Source organism: Vibrio jasicida CAIM 1864 = LMG 25398 (assembly GCF_000400365.1).
GTDB classification, from domain to species: domain Bacteria; phylum Pseudomonadota; class Gammaproteobacteria; order Enterobacterales; family Vibrionaceae; genus Vibrio; species Vibrio jasicida.
The window spans coordinates 98,014-117,703 of sequence record NZ_BAOG01000023.1 but is presented as its reverse complement, the minus strand read 5'-3'; the positions used below and the strand labels follow the sequence as shown (position 1 = coordinate 117,703).

General features: G+C 45.9%; 17 protein-coding genes. 10 read left to right on the top strand and 7 right to left on the bottom strand.

Annotated features, from left to right (window positions below; translation table 11 throughout):
• Positions 1–553 (top strand): formylglycine-generating enzyme family protein (locus VJL_RS06810; RefSeq protein WP_038876707.1); only part of this gene is annotated, 553 nt, incomplete at its 5' end.
• Between the two features lie 53 nt (positions 554–606).
• Here the strand turns inward: VJL_RS06810 and VJL_RS06805 are convergent.
• The 4 genes from VJL_RS06805 to VJL_RS06790 form a co-directional block, all read right to left on the bottom strand.
• A complete protein-coding gene (locus VJL_RS06805; protein ID WP_439654150.1) occupies positions 607–3,018 on the bottom strand; it encodes a LysM peptidoglycan-binding domain-containing protein in 2,412 nt (803 codons plus the stop codon).
• A gap of 62 nt (positions 3,019–3,080) precedes the next feature.
• A complete protein-coding gene (locus VJL_RS06800) occupies positions 3,081–3,674 on the bottom strand; it encodes a DUF4123 domain-containing protein (protein WP_038876703.1) in 594 nt (197 codons plus the stop codon).
• Complete coding sequence (locus VJL_RS06795) at positions 3,656–5,914, bottom strand: type VI secretion system Vgr family protein (RefSeq protein ID WP_038876701.1); 2,259 nt, start codon at positions 5,912–5,914, stop codon at positions 3,656–3,658. The genes VJL_RS06800 and VJL_RS06795 overlap by 19 nt, the downstream gene beginning before the upstream one ends.
• 404 nt (positions 5,915–6,318) lie before the next feature.
• Positions 6,319–7,188: a Vmh family MBL fold metallo-hydrolase gene (locus tag VJL_RS06790; RefSeq protein ID WP_050568824.1), complete on the bottom strand. Its 870-nt coding sequence runs from the start codon at positions 7,186–7,188 to the stop codon at positions 6,319–6,321.
• 160 nt (positions 7,189–7,348) lie between these two features.
• Between VJL_RS06790 and VJL_RS06785 the strand changes: the two genes are divergently transcribed.
• A complete protein-coding gene (locus VJL_RS06785) occupies positions 7,349–8,242 on the top strand; it encodes a LysR family transcriptional regulator (protein ID WP_038876694.1) in 894 nt (297 codons plus the stop codon).
• A gap of 101 nt (positions 8,243–8,343) precedes the next feature.
• On the opposite strand, the gene VJL_RS06780 is transcribed toward VJL_RS06785, so the two are convergent.
• The gene (locus tag VJL_RS06780; protein WP_038876692.1) at positions 8,344–11,217 is read right to left on the bottom strand and encodes an MGH1-like glycoside hydrolase domain-containing protein; all 2,874 of its coding nucleotides are present in this window, start codon (positions 11,215–11,217) and stop codon (positions 8,344–8,346) included.
• A gap of 229 nt (positions 11,218–11,446) precedes the next feature.
• On the opposite strand from VJL_RS06780, the gene VJL_RS06775 reads away from it, so the two are divergent.
• The 3 genes from VJL_RS06775 to VJL_RS06765 are packed head-to-tail and all read left to right on the top strand — an operon-like array spanning position 11,447 to position 13,300.
• Entirely contained in the window at positions 11,447–12,358 is a 912-nt protein-coding gene (locus tag VJL_RS06775) for a LysR family transcriptional regulator (RefSeq protein WP_038876690.1), read from the top strand.
• A gap of 19 nt (positions 12,359–12,377) precedes the next feature.
• Positions 12,378–12,752 carry an MmcQ/YjbR family DNA-binding protein gene (locus VJL_RS06770; RefSeq protein ID WP_038876689.1) on the top strand — a complete coding sequence of 125 codons (375 nt, stop codon included), beginning with the start codon at positions 12,378–12,380 and terminating at the stop codon, positions 12,750–12,752.
• A gap of 5 nt (positions 12,753–12,757) precedes the next feature.
• Positions 12,758–13,300, top strand: a complete 543-nt coding sequence (locus VJL_RS06765) for a nucleotidyltransferase family protein (protein WP_038876687.1) — start codon at positions 12,758–12,760, stop codon at positions 13,298–13,300.
• A 7-nt stretch (positions 13,301–13,307) separates the two neighbouring features.
• On the opposite strand, the gene VJL_RS06760 is transcribed toward VJL_RS06765, so the two are convergent.
• Positions 13,308–14,231: a LysR family transcriptional regulator gene (locus VJL_RS06760; protein WP_038876685.1), complete on the bottom strand. Its 924-nt coding sequence runs from the start codon at positions 14,229–14,231 to the stop codon at positions 13,308–13,310.
• 121 nt (positions 14,232–14,352) lie between these two features.
• Between VJL_RS06760 and VJL_RS06755 the strand changes: the two genes are divergently transcribed.
• From VJL_RS06755 to VJL_RS06735, 5 genes are all read left to right on the top strand, one after another.
• Positions 14,353–15,021 carry an SDR family oxidoreductase gene (locus VJL_RS06755; RefSeq protein WP_038876682.1) on the top strand — a complete coding sequence of 223 codons (669 nt, stop codon included), beginning with the start codon at positions 14,353–14,355 and terminating at the stop codon, positions 15,019–15,021.
• A 101-nt stretch (positions 15,022–15,122) separates the two neighbouring features.
• Positions 15,123–16,310, top strand: coding sequence for an MFS transporter (locus VJL_RS06750; protein ID WP_038876679.1), 1,188 nt, complete (start codon positions 15,123–15,125; stop codon positions 16,308–16,310).
• Positions 16,311–16,389: 79 nt separating this feature from the next.
• Entirely contained in the window at positions 16,390–17,019 is a 630-nt protein-coding gene (locus VJL_RS06745) for a GrxB family glutaredoxin (protein WP_038876677.1), read from the top strand.
• 10 nt (positions 17,020–17,029) lie between these two features.
• On the top strand, positions 17,030–18,121 hold the full coding sequence (locus VJL_RS06740) for an alkene reductase (protein WP_038876675.1): 1,092 nt from the start codon (positions 17,030–17,032) through the stop codon (positions 18,119–18,121).
• Between the two features lie 163 nt (positions 18,122–18,284).
• Positions 18,285–18,482, top strand: coding sequence for a hypothetical protein (locus tag VJL_RS06735; protein ID WP_038876674.1), 198 nt, complete (start codon positions 18,285–18,287; stop codon positions 18,480–18,482).
• Positions 18,483–18,623: 141 nt separating this feature from the next.
• On the opposite strand, the gene VJL_RS06730 is transcribed toward VJL_RS06735, so the two are convergent.
• Positions 18,624–19,682 (bottom strand): toxic anion resistance protein, encoded by a 1,059-nt coding sequence (locus VJL_RS06730; RefSeq protein WP_038865067.1) that lies wholly within the window; start codon positions 19,680–19,682, stop codon positions 18,624–18,626.
• Between the last annotated feature and the right edge of the window lie 8 nt (positions 19,683–19,690).

Below are 19,690 nucleotides of genomic sequence, written 5' to 3'. Positions count from 1 at the left end.
TGTGTATGCAATGGAGGACGGGCAAAATACTGCGGCATCTGCAAAGAAATGGCAAGAAGCGAAAGACTATTGTCAATGGCTAGGTGATATCAGCGCATTACCATTTGATCTACCAACGGAAGCGCAATGGGAATATGCAGCAAGAAGTCGTGGAGAAATGGTTTATTTCGCGACAAATAATGGTTATCGTCAAATGTACAATTCTCATTATTTCGATCCAGAGATGGGGCGTAACGTGGATTACAAAGAGAGTGAAGTCAACAGCTCAACAGATATCGAAAATGTTGACTCCTATCCCCCAAACCCGTTGGGAATAGCAGGCATGTCTAATCAGGTAAGCGAGTGGGTCAATGATTGGTACTCACCAACATATTACCAGAATTCACCGGAACATAATCCGCAAGGCCCTGACTCTGGCACGGAAAAAGTGCTTCGTGATGCGGCAGGAATGACTATGGTCTTTTCACGTATACATGATATACCAGTCTTAGAGTGGTACTTCCCATCAGTGAGCTTTCGTTGTGCACTTCAGCAAGCCTCTCCAGTCAAGTAATTGCGCGAAAGAGAGGAAATTTACCATAAGGTTCAATTTCCTCTCTTAGTAAGTTATCGATACGGTAAGTATTCATCATTGCGCGTGGTAATTTGAGCTTTTTTGCGAGTGAGTGCTTCACCGCTTAACGGTGTGTAAGGCGTGCTGGTAGCATCCCGTTTATTTTTCTCTGCTAACTGCGTCACCCACAAGTTAAAATCATGCTGCTGTGTGTTGTCCAAAATTGCATTAATGCGCGCAAGGTTATCAAACATTACCTTATCCCCCCGACCAGCTTCTCCGTCTGGGTTCATGCATTGCAAAATTTCTTCGAATTTATGCCAGCTGTAAGTGCTTTTGCAAAGTAATTTATGTATTGCGCTCTCTTGCTGCTCATTAAAACTCAGAGGGAATTCCTCTACCAATATATCAAGCATAATCCCAATTGCCTCGGGTAACAATTGCTCAAATGGCACACCAGATAACGTTGAGTCATCAAGAATATGAGTGGCGAGAATCGTCGCTTTTTTCTGCCGTTCACGTACTTTGTTAAATTCATCTCTCCATATCATCACCTGCCTCTCACCGTTAACTAATACCTTTTCAAAGGTTTGTGAAGGATCGGTAACCAAGCCTCTAGCAAACGCGACCAACGTTGAGTTGAGCAAGTGCTTGTATGCGTCTTCATTTATATTATAGAGATAACGGTAATCGACGTATTGCAAGGCTTTTAAAATAGTTAGGGTCAGCTCCCACAGTTTCTCGCCATCAATAAGTACGCCAAAACCGCCGCCGCCGCCTACGCCCCAGACCAGCTGGCCTGAGCACATTAAATAGAATTTGCCGCCAGTGAGGGCTAGTTGAAAGTCCGCACCAAAACCACCTCCCGCGCCAATATTTCCGGCCAAACTCACCTTAGCAAGCGCATTGAATGAGCTGGAGTTATCACCCTCTGGTGCTTGCCACTCTATTGCTCCGGTTAATTGGCCGCTCACTTTGCCTCCGGCAAACCCTTGAACTTTGAATCCCACCTGTCCCTTTGGGGATTTCGCCATGTTAATTCGAGGAGTGAAAAGGACACCGACACTTTCACCGTTTTCATTTCCGTTGCCTGCACTCCCTCCGCCTTCTGCTGCTATTCCGACAAAGCATCCAATGCCTACCGACCCATTTAACCGAAAACAACCAAATGAATAAGTTGCGTCCTCTCCATTAGCATCGCGATAGCTTAGCCGAGCAGCAAAACCACTTTCATAAGGTAGAAACAGGTTCGCTTCTGCTTTGGCTTCTACAAGCGATACACTTGCATCAGCACCAACACCGATGTCAATTTTACCTTTCGTTGGCTCAAAGTTACTGGCTGCGGTAGCTTGAGCTCCCCAGCGAAAAAGCTGCGCCTCTGCGCTAACGGCAAAAATGGCATTGCCTTCATACTGCAATAATTTCTGAGTCGCTTTCCACTCAACCCATTTATTCCCTTCTGCCTTCCACTGCGCTAACTGCGTGGTAATTTTAAGATCATTTTTTGTCTGTTTAATGTCTTTAGCAACGGCGTTACCAAAGCCTTTGTAATCTTTTTGCTCAAGAGCCTTCATCGCATTTGTATGCGTATATGAACGTTGCCAGCGTTTTTCCTCACGCTCATGAAAGTGTGAGCGTACATATACGTAGCGGCCTTGTTTAACAGAATAGACTTCAGCAACGTGCGTTTTTACTTTACGTGTTTTGAGTTCCTTTTTGACAGTGTTGCCATTGAGACTAACCTTTGTAACTGTCTCATTTGTTTTTTTGCTTTCCGCCTGATCTTCTAAGCCCTGATAGTAATCAATCTCGCTTTGAATACTTTTGAGGACTTGCTGTCTTAACGCCTCTGTCGAGCCTTCAGCAAAGAAAGTTGTCTTGTGGTATTTTTCAACAAACGCTTTACGCTCTTCTAGCGACTTCTTGGATGAACTCGCTCGCTTTGAATTGAAGTTTACTTGGGGCTGGCTTTCTCTTATTTGTGCCGCTCGTCGGCTTGCTGGATTATTCTGAACCTCTTCTGTTGCAAACATCCCTGCATAATTTGCATCGGCAAGCCAAGCTTCTTTTTTCCGTGTATGCGCTTCCATCGACTCACGAGTGATCTCGTCTCCTTTTGGCGCCGATTCTAGTAGTGTCTTGTAGTTATCCAAAAGAAGGTCCGTATTTTGACTTTCTTGTTCAAGTTCTTTGGCAGCTTTCTCATCTAATAACCAATACTCAAAAGGGCTGTCCCCAGTTAAGAAGATAACATCGTGAACATCAATAGGTTGACAGAGAGGGGGAGCGAATAAGGGGCTGTCCGAAGCCAGCTCTCGCATATCTGAAACTGGCTCTACAGGGTGCTCGGGCTCAACGACTTCTACCGGAGTGTCGTCTGGTAGCGTGAGCGCCTCGCCGATACGGATAAAGTCAGGGTTCGATTGGTATTGGGGGTTCAATTCAAGCAATGTTGTGAAGTCCACGTCTTGCTCAATCGCGATTTTAAGTAGAGTATCGCCTGCGTTGATGGTGTAAGTTTTGCTCATTAGGCGCTCACTCCTTGCCAATGGGCTGAGATTAAGTTCATGGTTTGTATTTGTGACGGCGTTAGATCCCAAGTCACTGGAATATTCTGACTCTTCTCTGGCGTTTGCCATGAAGCGCCCAACCACTGCCGGTCAAACCATTGGATTCGAGTCAGTAATGGGAAGAACTGCTGCCTTTGGTTCGAATTCAATGAACCAATGAACATGACAAGTTTACGAGGCTCATAAAACCGCATCATAGCTTGCGCTTGACCATGCCGGACAAAAAGACGATTTCGTAAAGATGTGGCAAGACTTTCTATATCTATCGAATTTGCGGTAACAACAAGGCAGCCAGAAGGCGTTGCTTCTAGGTGGTTTTGCACAGTCTCTAGCTTCTGTTTCTCGAGAGTTTCCACTAACAGAGGGCCATTACCAACGGCTGCGAATCGAGTTTTAGCAAAAAGTGGAACAGCTTCACTGTCGGATAACGATTCCTCCCACTCAGGCCATAATGTAGGTTCAATCAGCACGTAAAGCTTTTCGTCACCCGACGAGAATAATGGTGGAATAGGTTTAATATCCCATTCAGGGTTTAGCTGTGTAATTGGCATGTTCTTCCACTCCCACAATCACAAATTTCTTGTAGTAAACTGCCTTCCTCAACCAATCCGGCATACGCCGCGGGTGACATCACAGGCATCGGTTTCATCGCCAGCGATGGTTTCCTTGGTCTTCTTGTAGAAACCCTGTTATTACCGTTTGCCGCGCCGCCCGGATTGATGTCTACTTTTCCACCCGTTGCGGTGACACTACTCGCACCATCAATGGTAATGGAGGTGCCGTTTAAATGGATGTTGCCGCTGCTCTTTAGCACTAAGCTGGATGCACCAACGAGGAACTTGATTTCATCCGCTGAGACCACCGCCGTTTCGCCATCAGAGCGGATAGAGGTGTTACCGTTCACTTCGACACTGAGGGTATTGCCGATGCTATGTGTGTCGTCAGCCCCCACATCAATAGAGCGCGATGCCATGATTACCGTGTTTTGGTCTTGCCCTACATCCAGTGAATCATCTTTGCCAATCAAAGTTTGACGATTTTCGTCGATGTACAAATCTCGGTTGTTGGCTATTTTCTCGGATTCATTAGCGTTGTAAGTAACGTGAACATCTTCTTCAACTTGCTCCATAAAGGTTTGCTTAGTGATGGAGGTTTTATGCCCGTCAATCACTTCTTTACGGTCGCCTAAGATATTATTTTCTTGGTTGTTGCCGACTTTTAGCTCCTCATCATTACCGATATCCCGGTAACGGTTATTGAGCACTTTAGTCTTCATGTCTTTTTGAGCGCGGAAATGAACTTCTTCTTGGTTATTCTCATCTTCAAAGTACATTTCGTTGTAACCTTCGGCCTTGTGGCTTTGGGTTCTAAACACAGTGCGCGTTTTATTCTCTGGTAGCGGGTATGGTGGCGTGTGTAAACCGTTGTACACCGCCCCCGTCACTAACGGGCGGTCTGGGTCACCTTCTAGGAAGGTCACAATCACTTCATGCCCAATTCGCGGTAAATACACTGCGCCCCAGTTCGGTGCTGCCATTGATTGACTAACACGTAGCCAACATGAACTATGCTCATCGCTTTGTGCGTAGCGGTCCCAATGGAACTGAACTTTGATGCGTCCATATTCATCGGTGTAGATTTCTTCACCCGCAGGACCAACCACAACCGCAGTTTGAGGACCATCAACGACAGGTGACGCCATTTTAGGCGCACGGAATGTTACGTCTCGAGGTAAGCAGACAAACTGATTGTGATAAGTCGTAGGCTCATCGCTCGACTCTTCTTCGTGCACACGAGGGTTAAAGCCCGTGTGCATCACCGTCAACATGAGGTAATCACGGTTGATGCCTAAACGAGGATGCTGGCTGATATCGAAGCTGTAGCCTGCGGTGAGACGCATGATATCGCTCGCAGCTTCAATCTGATGGCTGTCCACCGTGTATTCGGACATCCACTCCGTTACACGCTGCTGCCCTAAGTCTGGTGAAGTATAACGGCCAAGATAGTCGTAGCGCTGCAAATCAAAGTTCGGGCCTTCATCGGCGCTTTTTCCTTGTGGGATTTTCGGCGTGAGATAGTTGTAATCGCCATAGCTGACGATGCCAGTGCGAGTACAATGCGCTTGTTCGAGGTCGAAGATGTGTTCTCGATCTGGCGTGCCACCACCTTGGGCATGATAAATCACAGGTCCTAGGTAAGAAGCATTAGTAGGTGAACTGATGAGCTCAGGTATCGCATCGTTGCTATCGACAATGACCATGGTATGTCCAGCCTCGTTATGCTCGAAATAATACCAAAGGCCGTGCTCTGCCATTAGTCGCTGTACAAAATGCTGGTCGTTCTCACGGTATTGAAGAACGTACTCTTTCGCTTCGTATTGCGCTGATAGTTCAAAGCGGTAATCGCTCATGCCTGCGTCATCAAAGACCTGACGAATGATGTCGGGAGCAGCTTGCATCTGAAAGATGCGACAGTCCTGACGCTGAGTGAGAAACCAGAGGTGTGGAACCAAGGTAATATGATAACGCGAGAAGCGGCGGCCAGAGCCTAAGTAACGAAGTTCAGAGATACTGCCGTTAAACTGGCGAGCCGTTCCTACACCTTGACCAAACAGGCTCAGGACGCCCATTTTTCGGCTTAAGGCTTCAAACGTGATGGCATCGTCGCCGGACAACACCGTCAGGTTCATTTCAAAGGGAGAAGAGACTGTTTCCGTAATCCGGAAGCTTTCGACTTTAAATGCACCGGAGAACCCAGAAACATAAAAGGTGAAATCCACATCATTTACCATACTGTTCGACTCTTATGACAATGAAGAAGTGTGTTAACACCCCTACAGGCACTAAATTGACCAAACTGTATCAAGTTATATGACGTCCATCACCGTGATGAATTAACAGATAATTTGCACGTTAGACTAGGTATTTATTGGGGAAAAATACACCAATCATCTGTGACACCAAAAATATGACTTTTTGTATGGTTATTTAATCGGTCATGTACCGATTTTGAATGTGTCAGTATGTGACGTAACTCGGCAAGAATTGTTCTGAAGCTTTGAACACGCCTTTAATTACTTACCACTCATCAGCAATCACATCGTAAACCACGTCGACAAGTGGCAAAGCTATTACGACAACAGCCCCTCACAATGAGGGGCTGTTTTTGGGTAGTATGGCAAATAACAGGCTTAGATTAATGCCACTCCATTTCACCACTTAGCACTTTCGCGCCCAGTTCTAAATCGCCTTCTGTGGCAGCAAACTTCGGGTACTTAGCCTTCATCGCTGCCGAAATCTCGCTTGATGATGGCTTGCTTAATTTTTCTAACGTCTGCTCGATGTCTGCGATGTAGTTTATAGTGAATTGAACACCTTCCACACCTTTCGGCATATCACCTAGGTAGTGTCCCGGAATGACGTTTTTTGGTTTCAGTGCTTTCATGCGCTCCAGCGATTGGGACCATTGAGCACGCTCTTGTTTCGACTGAGTGTCCGCCATCCAAACATGAACGCCACTGTAAACCGATACTCCACCAAATACCGTTTCCGCCGAAGGCACCCAAAGGTAAGCATCATGAGTATTGATTTCTTTTACTTCAATGCGCTTACCTTCAAGCGTCAAAGTCGTGTCATTGAGTACAATAGGCACAACAATTTTTGACGGTGCCCCCTCTTCCAAAATAGGTCCCCAGTACGCCAGTTTCGCGTCTTTTGTTCGCTCGATATGTTTAACAACCGCTTCGCTCGCAACCACTTTTACATCAGGGAAGGCCGCAACAATAGGCTCTAAGCCAAAATAATAGTCGGGGTCACCGCTGCTGATGTAAATCATCGACAGCTCTTTGCCACTCTTTTTAATCTGTTCCACTAACTTTTTTCCGTCTTTGACGTTAAATTGTGCGTCAAACAACATCAGCTCTTTTTCACCAGAAACAAGCACAGAGCTTGCAGGAAAGATCGCATTTTCACCGGGGTTGTAGTGGGTAATCGTTAAGTCCGCAGCCGACACATAGTTCGATGCCGCTAGTGCTGTGATCAGTAGAGTAATTGAACGCTTATTCATCATCTTATTCCGTATTAGAGAACCAACTCATGCGGCTCGTTTAGTGTTGAGGCCATCTTATTTGATTGGTTTTAGATGAAATAGACAGCAAATTAACTTTCACTATTGCAAAATCCGGACATATACTGTGACGGTAATTTTCTTAAGGTGAAGCAGCAAAATGGACAGACTTGAGGCAATGAATGTCTTTGTCACGATCGTAGAGCGAGGAAGCTTAAGTGCGGCCGCTGAGCATCTCGATCTTTCGCGAACTAAAGTGACACGTTATTTAGGTGAGCTCGAAAAGTGGATGGATACTCGTTTACTCCACCGCACAACTCGAAGCCTCAGCTTAACCAGTGCAGGGAAAGAGACGCTTGAGATTGCACGAGAGTTACTTGCACTTGAAGAATCCCTAAGCGGAATCCGAAACCAAAATCGAGTGAACCTAAAAGGTCAATTGCGTATTACCGCTAGCTATTCCATTGTGAGTAGCTTCCTCATTGATGCAATCACAAGCTTTGTTGAACAATGGCCTGATGTGGCGATTGATATTGTGTCGACAGATGAAACCGTAAACCTCGTGGAATCACGCATTGATCTTGCGATACGCATCACCAATGAGTTGCCTGCTAATGTGGTAGCAAAGCGATTAGGTGAATGCCGCTCGGTGATATGTGCGTCCCCCAAATATATCGAACAAAAAGGCGCACCGTTAAACGCCCAAGACCTAGGACACCACAACTGTCTGTCCTTTAGCTATTTTGGTCGTTCTGAGTGGATATTCTCTGGACCAAACGGTGATGAATCAGTCTCCATCAAAGGCAATATCAGCGCGAATACCCCGGAAGTACTGCTTGCTGCCGCTTTAAATGGTAACGGAATCAGCTTACAGCCCTTCCCAACCGTGAAAGATTTGATCACTGAGGGTAAACTGATTCAACTGTTACCGGAATGGCACCCAAAAACATTAGGCGTTCATGCCATCTATGGCACACGTAAACAAGTCACACCGTTATTAAGAGCCTTTATCGACCACCTCTCCATTAGCATGTCAGAATCCAAGCGCTGGTGAGCACTTTTCTGAACATTCACGTTAAAACGAACATCCAGTGGTTACTTAAATAGAAAGCCGCTGATCATCTCAGCGGCTTTTTCTTAGAACTTCAATTCACGTTATTGAAGCGGTGTGATGCGGATATCAGCAATCTGCGCTTCATTCATCTCGCCATCTACGCCACCTGAGTAAATGTAGGTTTCATTAGATTTCAAGTAACTCATATTGAAATGGTCTTTGAGAACCAGTCGGTATGATTTGCCTTGTTCCAAGGAAACTTCAATCGGTGTTGAGTAACGCATACCTTTGTTCTCACCAATATGGCCCATTTGAATGTAACCTTTACCAACTGACTGACCAGATTCGTCGAGAACTTCGAGCTCTTTCACTGCGTTAGTAATACCGGTGTTTAGTTGACCTAGGTTATTGTTATACCACGCCGCCAATTGGTATTGCCCGTTGGTAGGGACGGTGAAAGCACTCAGACCATTTACATCACCACTATCTTTGCTGACAGTGACTACCGATACATCGTCTTTTAGCGGTTGGTAATCACCCTCGAGTTTGACGCGAATATCTTCGCCAACACAAACCGGTTCACTTGGGTTAGAACGGAAGCCTTGTTCATTAATACTCTCAGCCAAATAACACGCAAAACCGCTTAAGGTATCGCTGTACTCTTTTCCGTTAACATTACTTTGGATCAGTTGACCATTGCGGTACAAGTTAATGTTGTAGTCACTAGTTACACCAATCGTCACATTATTGTTGGTGCGAGCGACATCGAGCTCAGGCTCTTTTGGAGAAAAGACTTTTTCACTTTCCGTTGCGTAAGGTTTGACTCCATCAACCACTTTTATACTGCTGTCGTCAGCAACAAGACTACCCAAGGTGACTTGGTAGTGGCCATCATCAACCGTCACCTCTTCCACTGGATAGTAACCGTTTGACTCACCTTGTACTTCTGGCAGGTGAACCGTCACAGAGTAGTTTTTCCCCTTGAAGCTAAAGTTCTCCAATGTAATCTGATCTGATTGAGCAAAAAGTTGATTGCGAACCCACCCTGTAATGAACGGTTTAACTTCCAATTGTCCTGTTTCAGTGTGTATACCAAAGATAGTTTCGACCACCATATTGAGGTAACCACCTACCGACCATAGCTGGCGCTGGGAGTTAATTACTGGGCCATCAAGAGAAGCATCTGCACCATGATCGCTATGAATAATGAACGATTTGCCAGACAACCACTCCAAGTTTTCCATATTTGATAAGTTCGTTGCGGTACCGCGAACTAAAGATTGAATCGCATTGTTCGCCGCTTCTACGTTTTGAGTTTGATGTGCAGCGCGCAAGCTATATGCGGTGACAAATGGCCAAATCGCACGGTTATGATACACAGGAACATCAGGTTGTTGAGGGAAGTAAACTGGCACACCAAACTTACTATGAGGGTAGTTTTCCATAATTTGCTTCGCCTGAGCATCACTGGCAATGCCACTTATAATTGCAAGCGCTTCCCCAAGCATGTCATATTTATCGACCGCAATATCCTGCCCATTGTCAAATAGGTAGCTGACGTACATACCGCGGTTCTCATTCCAAAAATGCGTATTAATTGATTGCTTCAACTGATTCGCCCAATCGGTATATTTTACGGCGTTTTTAGAGTCAAATTGTTCTGCCAACTTCGCCGCTAAGCGCATTGCTCGATAGTGAACCACGTTAGTAGACAACGCTTTGCTACTACCAATCGCATTAACATCATCAGGCGTCCACGTAGAGTATGTCTGCTCACGCCAGTCCAAGAACGACTGTTCTCCCGTGTAAAGGCCTGAGTCTTGATCAAACGCCGCTAAACGGTCGGCTTCTAGCGTGTTGCTAACTGCGTTGTAAGCGCGCTCTGCAAATTGGTTGTAAGCTTCGCCATCCAGTGCCGACAGTAAACGTTCTGCGCCTAGCGCCCAAGTTGTTCGATCGGTACTGATCGGCCAACTGCCACCAGTGCCTGTATCTTGGACGATTTGCTCGCCATCGTATTGTTGATCTGTTGAGTCTCGGAAGGCTGATAACTTGAATTCCAAACCGTTTTCAACGCGCGTAGGATTCATCAACGCAAGGGAAAGGTCGGCCGCATATGCCAAATCACGAGTCCAAACGTAATGCCACTTGGCACCTGTCTCAAACACTTCTGCCTTTATTGGTTTGTTGTAGTTGTAATTGCCGTCTTTGATTTCAGACACCGCAAGTTGATCGAGCTCTTTCATAGTCAAAGCGAACAGTGCATCAAACGCGAGATCGCCAGATACAACACGCGGCCCTTCTTTCTCCGTAATCACCATGCCTTGATCCAGAGCGTCTCGCAGTTCCGTCGTGGTAGAGATGCCAAATTCACGCAGATCTGCTTTAGGATCCTTGACTGAAAATGTCACTGTTTCATTGCTGTCATCATAGTTTCGGAACAGTTTTAGTTCTTTATTTTGATGCCCCTCATGCACCATTTCAGGATCCAAAATAGCATCTGAGTAATACTTCTCTGCCTCTTCCTGCGTGGCTTTTGTTACGGTCATCGTCGCGCTGCTTTCATCCGCAAAACTCACAGAGAACTTATAGTAACCTTTATCTTCAAACGTGATTTCCGAATTGCAGTCGTCATTCATACACGCTTCATTCGTTTCTGGTTTTGGTAAGTAGTCCTGAGCCTCATCAAACATCGCAGGCTGTTCAAAATGAGTGTATTGGATTTGCCAGCCAGGATCGGCAATCTTGAATTGATTACTACCTCGCGCTACACGCAGAACCGTCTCATATTCGTTGTTCCCTAAATAGTTCAGCTTCGCGTGTTCCGCAGTCCCCCAATCGCCATTCAATCCGCGCAAGTAAAGATCTTCCGAAATAATGGGTTTATCGACGATCTCCGTGGTATCAGAATCTGAACCACATCCAACTAATCCCATCGTTGCAGCAACAGCAAGCGCAATAAAACTTGGTTTCATGTTCATCCCTTAGATTGTTATTTTGGCGACAGTCTAAGGAACACGCTCTTCAGAGAAAAATAGGTAACAGCGCCAGCTTTATAGACAATATCTATATGTTGCTCACCAATAGTGATTTAGATCTATGAAACACTAATAAATTCAATTATGTCAGATAGCAGATTTGTGATTTATAAAAGAAATTGTGCACAATACCTTCAAGAAACCTTGTTTAAAAAAGGGAATAACAATGGACAAATCTCTACAGCAATTTTTACTGATTGCTCGCTGTCAAAGCATAAGTGCCGCCGCAAGGATGGCCGGACTAAGCCAACCGACAATGACGAGTAATTTAAAAAAGCTGGAAGAGTCTCTTGGCGTCACACTCTTTGAACGCCACCAAAGCGGCATGGTTCTGACCGAGTTTGGTCGTATTCTCTATCGTCATAGCGATGCGATGCAGCACGAATATAATCAAATGATGCAAGGCATTGAAGAAAGGAAGCAGTATCAAGTCGGCAAAATAAAAATAGGAACCGGAGATGCGTGGTGGCCTTTGTTCGTAAAACAAGCCTTAGATGAACATTTATCTCAGCAACCATCCGCATCTACACACGTCGAATTTGGCAATCATTTGGGTTTAATGGATTCTTTGATTAATGAGCAAATTGAATTCTTCATTGGTCATGAAATTGTAGGGTTGTCGTCAAAGTGTGATGTTACTTTTATTCCTTTATTTCAAACTGTTGACGCCTACTTTGTCTCTCCCAATCATCCACTTTTGGGTAAAATGGTGACGAAACAAATGCTCCATGAATACCCCGCCCTATCCGTCACCTATGATGCAAAAAAGTTTAACCATGTTTTAGACAACCCGATTCCCAAGCAAAACGAAAGGGAACGTCAGCAACTTGATAACCGTCCAACTTACGAAGTCGATTCGTTACTTGCGAGTATTGATGTACTAAAAAGCGGCATAGCCGTGATGTCTTATACCAGCTACCTGAGCGATTACTTACAATCGTTAGGGTTGAAAATCTTAACCGTGGAATCACAGCCTAAGCCGGGTACTGTCGGCATCTATCGTCATAGAAGGGAAACCTCAGAATCTCACTTGGCTTTGATTGCACACATCACTAAACTAGCCCAAAATTTAAGCTAATCACTATTGAGGTAACCCAATGACATACGATGAATTTAATCAATTCTGCGGCTCATTCACTGCCACTTCTCATGTTGTTCAATGGGGTGATGCGCACGTTTGGAAAGTAGGCGGAAAGGTGTTTGCTATTGGTGGCTGGAGTAAAGACAAGCAGCCTGCATTTACGTTTAAGACTTCCCCTTTAAACTTCGATTTTTTAAGCGATTATGAGGGTTATATTCCTGCCCCTTATTTCGCTAACCGAGGTATGAAATGGATTCAGCAAACGGAAACCTCCGGACGCCTAGACGAAGATCTAAAGTACTATTTATCAGAATCTTATCGTTTGGTTGCACTTGGCTTGAGTAAGCGAAAACGCGATGAACTAGGCATTGAACTGCCACCAGCGAAATAATACCGATGTTTGAAGAAAAACTTGCCCAGTTGTTGGCAGGAAATCCACTTCGCATTCAAGCATTGGAGTGTGTTCGATCACTGGCTTTGCCAGATTGCTACATTGCTGCGGGCTTTGTGCGAAACTTAGTTTGGGATAACCTTCACCAGAAGCAAAATCCAACACCATTAAACGATCTTGATGTTGTTTATTTCGATCCGAATGAGTTGGCCGAACAAACCTACCTCAAATACGAAGCGCAGCTAAACGCCTTAATGCCAGAGCTCAACTGGCAAGTGCGCAATCAAGCAATCATGCACCTAAGGAATGGTGATAAGCCATACCAAAGTACCTTAGATGCGATGAGTTACTGGCCAGAAAAAGAGACGGCGGTCGCTGCCAGATTGAACGAAAAGAACCAGATAGAGTGCATTTCAGCGTTCGGATTTGAGTCTTTGTTTGAAGGTCAGATTACTTACAACCCCAAGCGAACATGGGCGCTGTTTCAATCTCGGGTAGAATCCAAAAACTGGTTAATCACATGGCCTAGATTACGGGTTGCCGTCTAAGTCTTGCTTATTCCGGAAACTGGTTATGAAAACGCTCAATTAAGAAGTCCAAAAACAAACGAAGTCGCTTGGGTTGATACTGGCGGCTCAGGTAAATCACGTTCAAATCCGCGCCTGCAGAAGAGGTCGATGCGTTGAAGTTCTTCATATAGCCATTTAACACCGTCACTAAACGCTGCTGTTTGATGTCCTCTTGTACATCGAGAATCGATTTCAACGCAATACCGGCCCCATCTAACGCCCATTGACGAATCACTTCGCCATCATCAGAAAAACGCTTCGGTACGACAGTAACAACATTGTGCTGCTCTTCATCTTGAAAGTGCCATGTTTTCAACTCTTCATTGCTGCGAACCATGGCTAAACAATCGTGATGTGCTAAATCTTGTGGCGTGATCGGCGTGCCTTTCTTTGCCAAATACTGAGGAGAAGCACAAAGCACTCGGCGACTGGACGCCAGTTTGCGAGAGATAAGGTTGCTGTCGGCTAGCTCTCCATATCGGATAACAATATCCAAACCGGACTCCGCCAAGTTGGATAAGTTATCGTTCAAATACAGATAAGGGATCACATCAGGATAGAGCTGACTAAATTCCGACAGTATTGGCGAAATATATTGCTTACCAATATCACGAGGAGCCGAGATTTTAAGTGTGCCGCGCACTTCTTTGGTGCCAGTTTGGAGCAAGTTCTCCGTCTCTTTAACGCTGTCGATGATTTCCAAGCATGCCTGATGGTACATAGCGCCAGAGTCCGTCAGTGAAATATGCCTTGTACTGCGATTAAGTAATTTCACCCCATAACGGTCTTCCAGCGACTGCAATCTTGCCGTTACTGTTGCCGGCGATAAGCCGAGCTCTCTGCCAGCTGCCGCCAGCCCTTGGTTCTTCACTATGCTGACAAACAGCGTCATATCCGAAAACTTGTCCACATTCCCTCCTAAAACCTAATTATTCGACTGAACTGAATAATCAATTCAAATATTACCCAATTATCAAATTTCTTCCAATCAATATACTGGCTCCAACGAAACGAGATTGGAGAAACAAATCATGAAAACAGAAAAAACCGTTTATGTAGTACTCGGTGGCACATCAGGTATTGGTGCTGAACTTAGCCAACAACTTGCAAGCGACAATGCGGTTGTCCACGTAGCGAGCCGCAAAACAGGGTTAGACATCAGCGATGAACAGTCGGTTTACCACTACTTCGAAACCATTGGTGCTTTTGACCACCTGATCGTCACCGCAGGTTCTTATGCTCCGGCAGGCAAAGTGGTGGATGTAGAAGTTTCCCAAGCAAAATACGCGTTCGATACCAAGTTTTGGGGCGCAATCAACGCGGCGAAACATGGCGCACGCTACATCAAGAAAGGCGGCTCAATCACGCTAACTTCCGGCATGTTATCGCGCAAAGTTGTTGCTAACACCTACGTCAAAACTGCCATCAACGCGGCCATTGAAGCGACCACGAAAGTACTGGCGAAAGAATTGGCTCCTATCCGAGTAAATGCGGTCAGCCCAGGTTTGACTAGAACTGAGGCGTATCAAGGCATGAACGAAGACGACAGAAATGCCATGTACCAACGCACACAAAATAGCTTGCCCGTAGGCAAAGTTGGCGAAGCCAGTGACGTTGCAAAAGCTTACTTACTTCTGATTGAAAACAGCTACATGACCGGCGCCGTGATTGATGTTGATGGTGGCGCACTGCTTGGCTAACAACACCCGCTTAGCTAACCGCAAATAAAAACAAGGTGCCAGAGCAATAAAAAAGCATGGCACCAATGGGTTCAAACGAAATAAAAAAAAGAGACTCCCCCATGAATAAAGAAAAAATGCCGCTGCAGGTATGGATCCTAACGCTTGCAGCTTTTGCTATCGGTACCGCGGAATTTGTTATTGCTGGAATCCTTCCCCAAGTCGCCAACTCTTTGTCCATCACGGAAGGGCAAGCGGGTTACCTAATCAGTGCCTACGCACTTGCCATTGTGTTCGGCGGCCCACTACTTACGATTTACTTAGCACGCTTTAACAAGAAAGCCGTACTGGCTGGGCTAATGGTGCTGTTTATTCTCGGCAACGTATTGTCCGCTTTCGCACCTAACTACTTTGTGTTGATGGTCAGCCGAGTGATCACGGGCTTGGTTCAAGGCCCTTTCTACGGCATCGGTGCTGTGGTGGCGACCAATTTGGTTTCAGAAAAAATGGCAGGTCGTGCGGTCGGACAGATGTTCGCAGGCCTTACACTGGCTAACGTTTTAGGTGTGCCTGGCGGTACTTGGATTGGCTTGCAATTCGGCTGGCACACCACTTTCTTGACCGTTGCTGCTTTTGGTTTAGTGGCTCTGTTCTTCATCACTTCAGTGATCAAATCGACTGGTCATGGCGAAGCAAAAGATGTCAAAGCGCAATTGGCTGCGTTCAAAAACCCAATGCTACTTATCAGCCTTGCGATCACCGTATTTGCTTGGTCGGGGTTTATGGCTTTGTATGGCTACATCGCCCCTATCGCCATGCACATCACTGGCTTTGGTGAAAGTGCCGTGACTTGGATTCTAGTTATCGTTGGTGTCGGTCTGATTGTCGGCAACACCATGGGTGGTCGTTCATCAGATAAAAACCTACAAAAAGCGTCCATGTTCTGGGCTATCGCGATGATTGTGTCACTGGTACTGGTCGGCCTAGCTGTCGACAGCAAAGTTCTGTTTATTGCCACCGCCTTTGTATTTGGTATTGCGTCATTCGCTAACGTGCCAGCAATGCAGCTTCGAGTAATGAACCACGGTGGTGAAGGTCAAGAGTTAGCAGCGACGGCAAACATCTCTGCGTTCAACTTAGCCAATGCCTTTGGTGGTTTCTTAGGCGGCATGGTGCTCGATAGCCAAATGGGCGCAGGCATGATCCCTTACGCAGCCATCATTGTTCCATTGATTGGTTTGTTATTCATCGCCAAGGCGAACCGCAAAGAAAGCAAACAAACCGACTTAACACCAAGCTTCAACAACTAATTTCATCCCTACTGGTAGCCCTGACTTAACGCCTCCCGAACAAGCGGGGCTACCCAATACAAATCACCAGGAAAACACTATGAAACTCTACATTTACGAACATTGCCCATTCAGTGCTCGCGCCCGCTACGTTGCTGGCATGCTGAATATCCAACTCGACATCATCAATATTGCTTATGACGATGGCAAAACCACAACAGACCTGATTGGAACCAAGCAAGTACCACTTCTTATCAAAGACAACGGTGAAGCGATGGCAGAAAGCCTAGATATCATCGCTTACCTCCTTGAACTGGCTACATCAAGTGAAACAAGCCAACCATCTCAGCAAGCGCTGGATTGGCAAAAAATTGCGTTTCTTCCATTGCAGAAAGTGGGTTACCCACGTTGGTCAAACATGGATTTACCAGAGTTTGCCACTCAGTCTGCACAGCTCGCTTGGCGCGCGAAAAAGGAAACTGAAGCACTCAATTTTGATGCACTTCTGCAAGACACACCAAACATTGCCAAAGAGGTAGAAGTGCTCATCGAACGTGTGAAAAGTGTGTTGAATCTCGATTCCTACCAGCATGTGACGTTGGTAGACGAAGCGATCTTATTTTCTATTTTGCGCGGGTTCTTCAGTGCCGCAGAAATCCAATGGGACAACACCGTGAAAGATTGGATGGAATCGGTAAGCAACAAAACCCAAGTACCACTACTTAAGTAAGGAACCGATCATGAGCAAACTATTTGAACCAGCACAGCTGAAACAACTAACTCTGCAAAACCGCGTAGCCATGGCTCCAATGACCCGAGCACGCACCAGCCAACCGGGAAACATTCCAAACCAAATGATGGCGACTTACTACAAGCAGCGCGCTACCGCAGGGTTAATCATCTCTGAAGCGACCCAGATTTCAGACGATTCGCAGGGTTACTCATTCACACCAGGCGTCTACACTGATGAACAAGTGGCAGGCTGGAAAACCGTCACTCAAGCAGCAAAAGAGCAAGGCGCAGCTATGTTTTGTCAGTTATGGCATGTTGGCCGTGTATCACACCCGACATTCCAAAAAGGCGAACAGCCTATTGCCCCATCAGCACTAAAACCTGTAGAAACCCAAGTGTGGATTGCCGACGAACAAGGCAATGGCAACATGGTCGATTGTGTAGAGCCACGAGCCATGACTCAAGCCGATATTAACCGTGTAGTGAGTGATTTCGCCCATGCCGCGAAACGTGCGATTGAAGCTGGCTTCGATGGCGTTGAAATCCATGGCGGTAATGGTTACCTGATTGACCAGTTCCTACGTACCAATTCAAACCACAGAACTGATAACTACGGCGGAACTCGCGAAAACCGACTTCGCTTTTTGTTAGAAGTGGTCGATGCGGTGAGCGAAGCCATTGGTGCCAACAAAGTGGGAGTACGACTCGCACCTTTCATCACTTTCAAGGACATGAACTGCCCAGATATTGTGCCAACCATCCTTGATGCATCGAAACAACTTCAAGCTCGTGATATTGCGTACTTACACCTGTCTGAAGCGGATTGGGACGACGCACCAGTGATTCCAGAAAGCTTCCGCATCGAGCTGCGCGAATACTTCACCAATACGATTATCGTGGCTGGCAGTTACACCCAAGAGCGTGCCGACGAGGTGCTTGAGAAAGGTTATGCGGATTTAGTCGCTTTTGGACGCCCATTTGTGTCTAACCCAGATTTGGTGGCGCGCTTACAGCACCAACAACCTCTGGCAGAACTGGATAGCTCTACGCTTTTTGGTGGCAATGAACACGGTTATACGGATTATCCGGCGCTTGGTTGAAGGGCTTTACCCGCCTCTGATAGCGATTCATAGCGTGCCGTATTTCTCAAATTAATCAGTTGTTATCCCATAAAGGGAAAAGCGCAACGCAGCTCAACGTTTTCTTCAGTTTGAGTGTAATAAACTGGCTGCATATTCAGAATGCAAATTTAGGAGAACGCTCGTGTCTGATGAAACTACAAAACAAGAAGTGACGGTTGTTGATATTAAGATGCCATTTATGTCGATGGTGATCTTTATGGTCAAGTTCGCTATCGCTTCCATTCCTGCGATGATCATTCTAGGGATCATCTTCAGCATTTTAGGGATGATATTTGGCGGAATGTTCGGTGGCATGTTCCACGGTTCTGGTCACATGTAAGCGCAATCACCGCTGATGTGGTTCTGTAAACTCGGCATGAAACCACGCTGTCTCTTTTACCAAAAAATCACTCCCTATTTTCTATTACTCGTTAAAAGTAGATAAAAAATGAGTAAGGGAGTGATTTTTAGATGATTCACCTTACAAGGTTTGCTGAAGCGCTTGTTTAAGTTCCGCCTCTGCTCGCTCAATCACTTGCTGAGCCTGCTCGCGTTGCGCTCTGCCTTCCTTCACTCGAGATAGTGTATTGTTCAACGTTTCTATCGTCAGTTGATTCACGGTCTCTAGAGAATCGAGATCGAGAATGCCACGCTGGTAGTTTTCTGCAATTTGTTCTTCTAACGCCTTCAGTTTCTCCGCGTTTTGCACATATTGCTTATTGGTGTAATCCTTCACCGCGCGCGTTACCTTCAACGCTTTCTCTTTTTCGTAATTAGAGATCGCAATCAAGAATTGGCGCTTCCACAATGGGAAGGTGTTGTGAACGATATCTTGAATGTCTTCCATCAGCATTTTATTGCCTTCTTGAGACAATCGAATCTGGGGCGCAGTTTGGATAGCAGCAAGGCGAGTAAGCTCAAGGTTATGCACGCGCTTTTCTAAACGCGCAACGGCTTGGGTCGCATCCCGATATTTCTGGGCATCCAACGCGTCGCCACTTTGCTCAGATTGCGCCAGTAAGCTTGGTAACACATTCTGAGTAAGCTGATTTAACTTATACCTACCAGCGGCGATGTACTGCTCTAATCCGCCGAGCAGATCTAAGTTATGATCATAGAGTGTATCGAGCTGGGTAATATCATGAGCCAACTTCATCTCTTGTGCTTCTAAACGCCCTGAAAGCTGTTCCAATTGGCTTTTCACTGAATCAAAACTTGCCGAGAATTTTTTGAATGAATCAAAAAGCTCACCGACTAGAGGAAGTCTCGATAATAAGCTGGTTTTGCCTAGATTTGAGAATTCAGCGCTGTCCATGGACGATACCATTGCATGCAAAATATCGCCCGCTTCACCGCTGTCGCGAACACGGACTTGCTCTAACACTTCGTCAGAGAAAGCGGTGATTTTTTCTAGTGCTTCTTTACCAAAAGTGATCGTCGCTACACTGTCAAACGCATCAAATTGCTCTGCTAGCGCGACGATTTGAGGAGTAGCGTCCACCTCAAGTACCTGATGTTCAGAATTCATCAATTCGGTCATGGGATCTC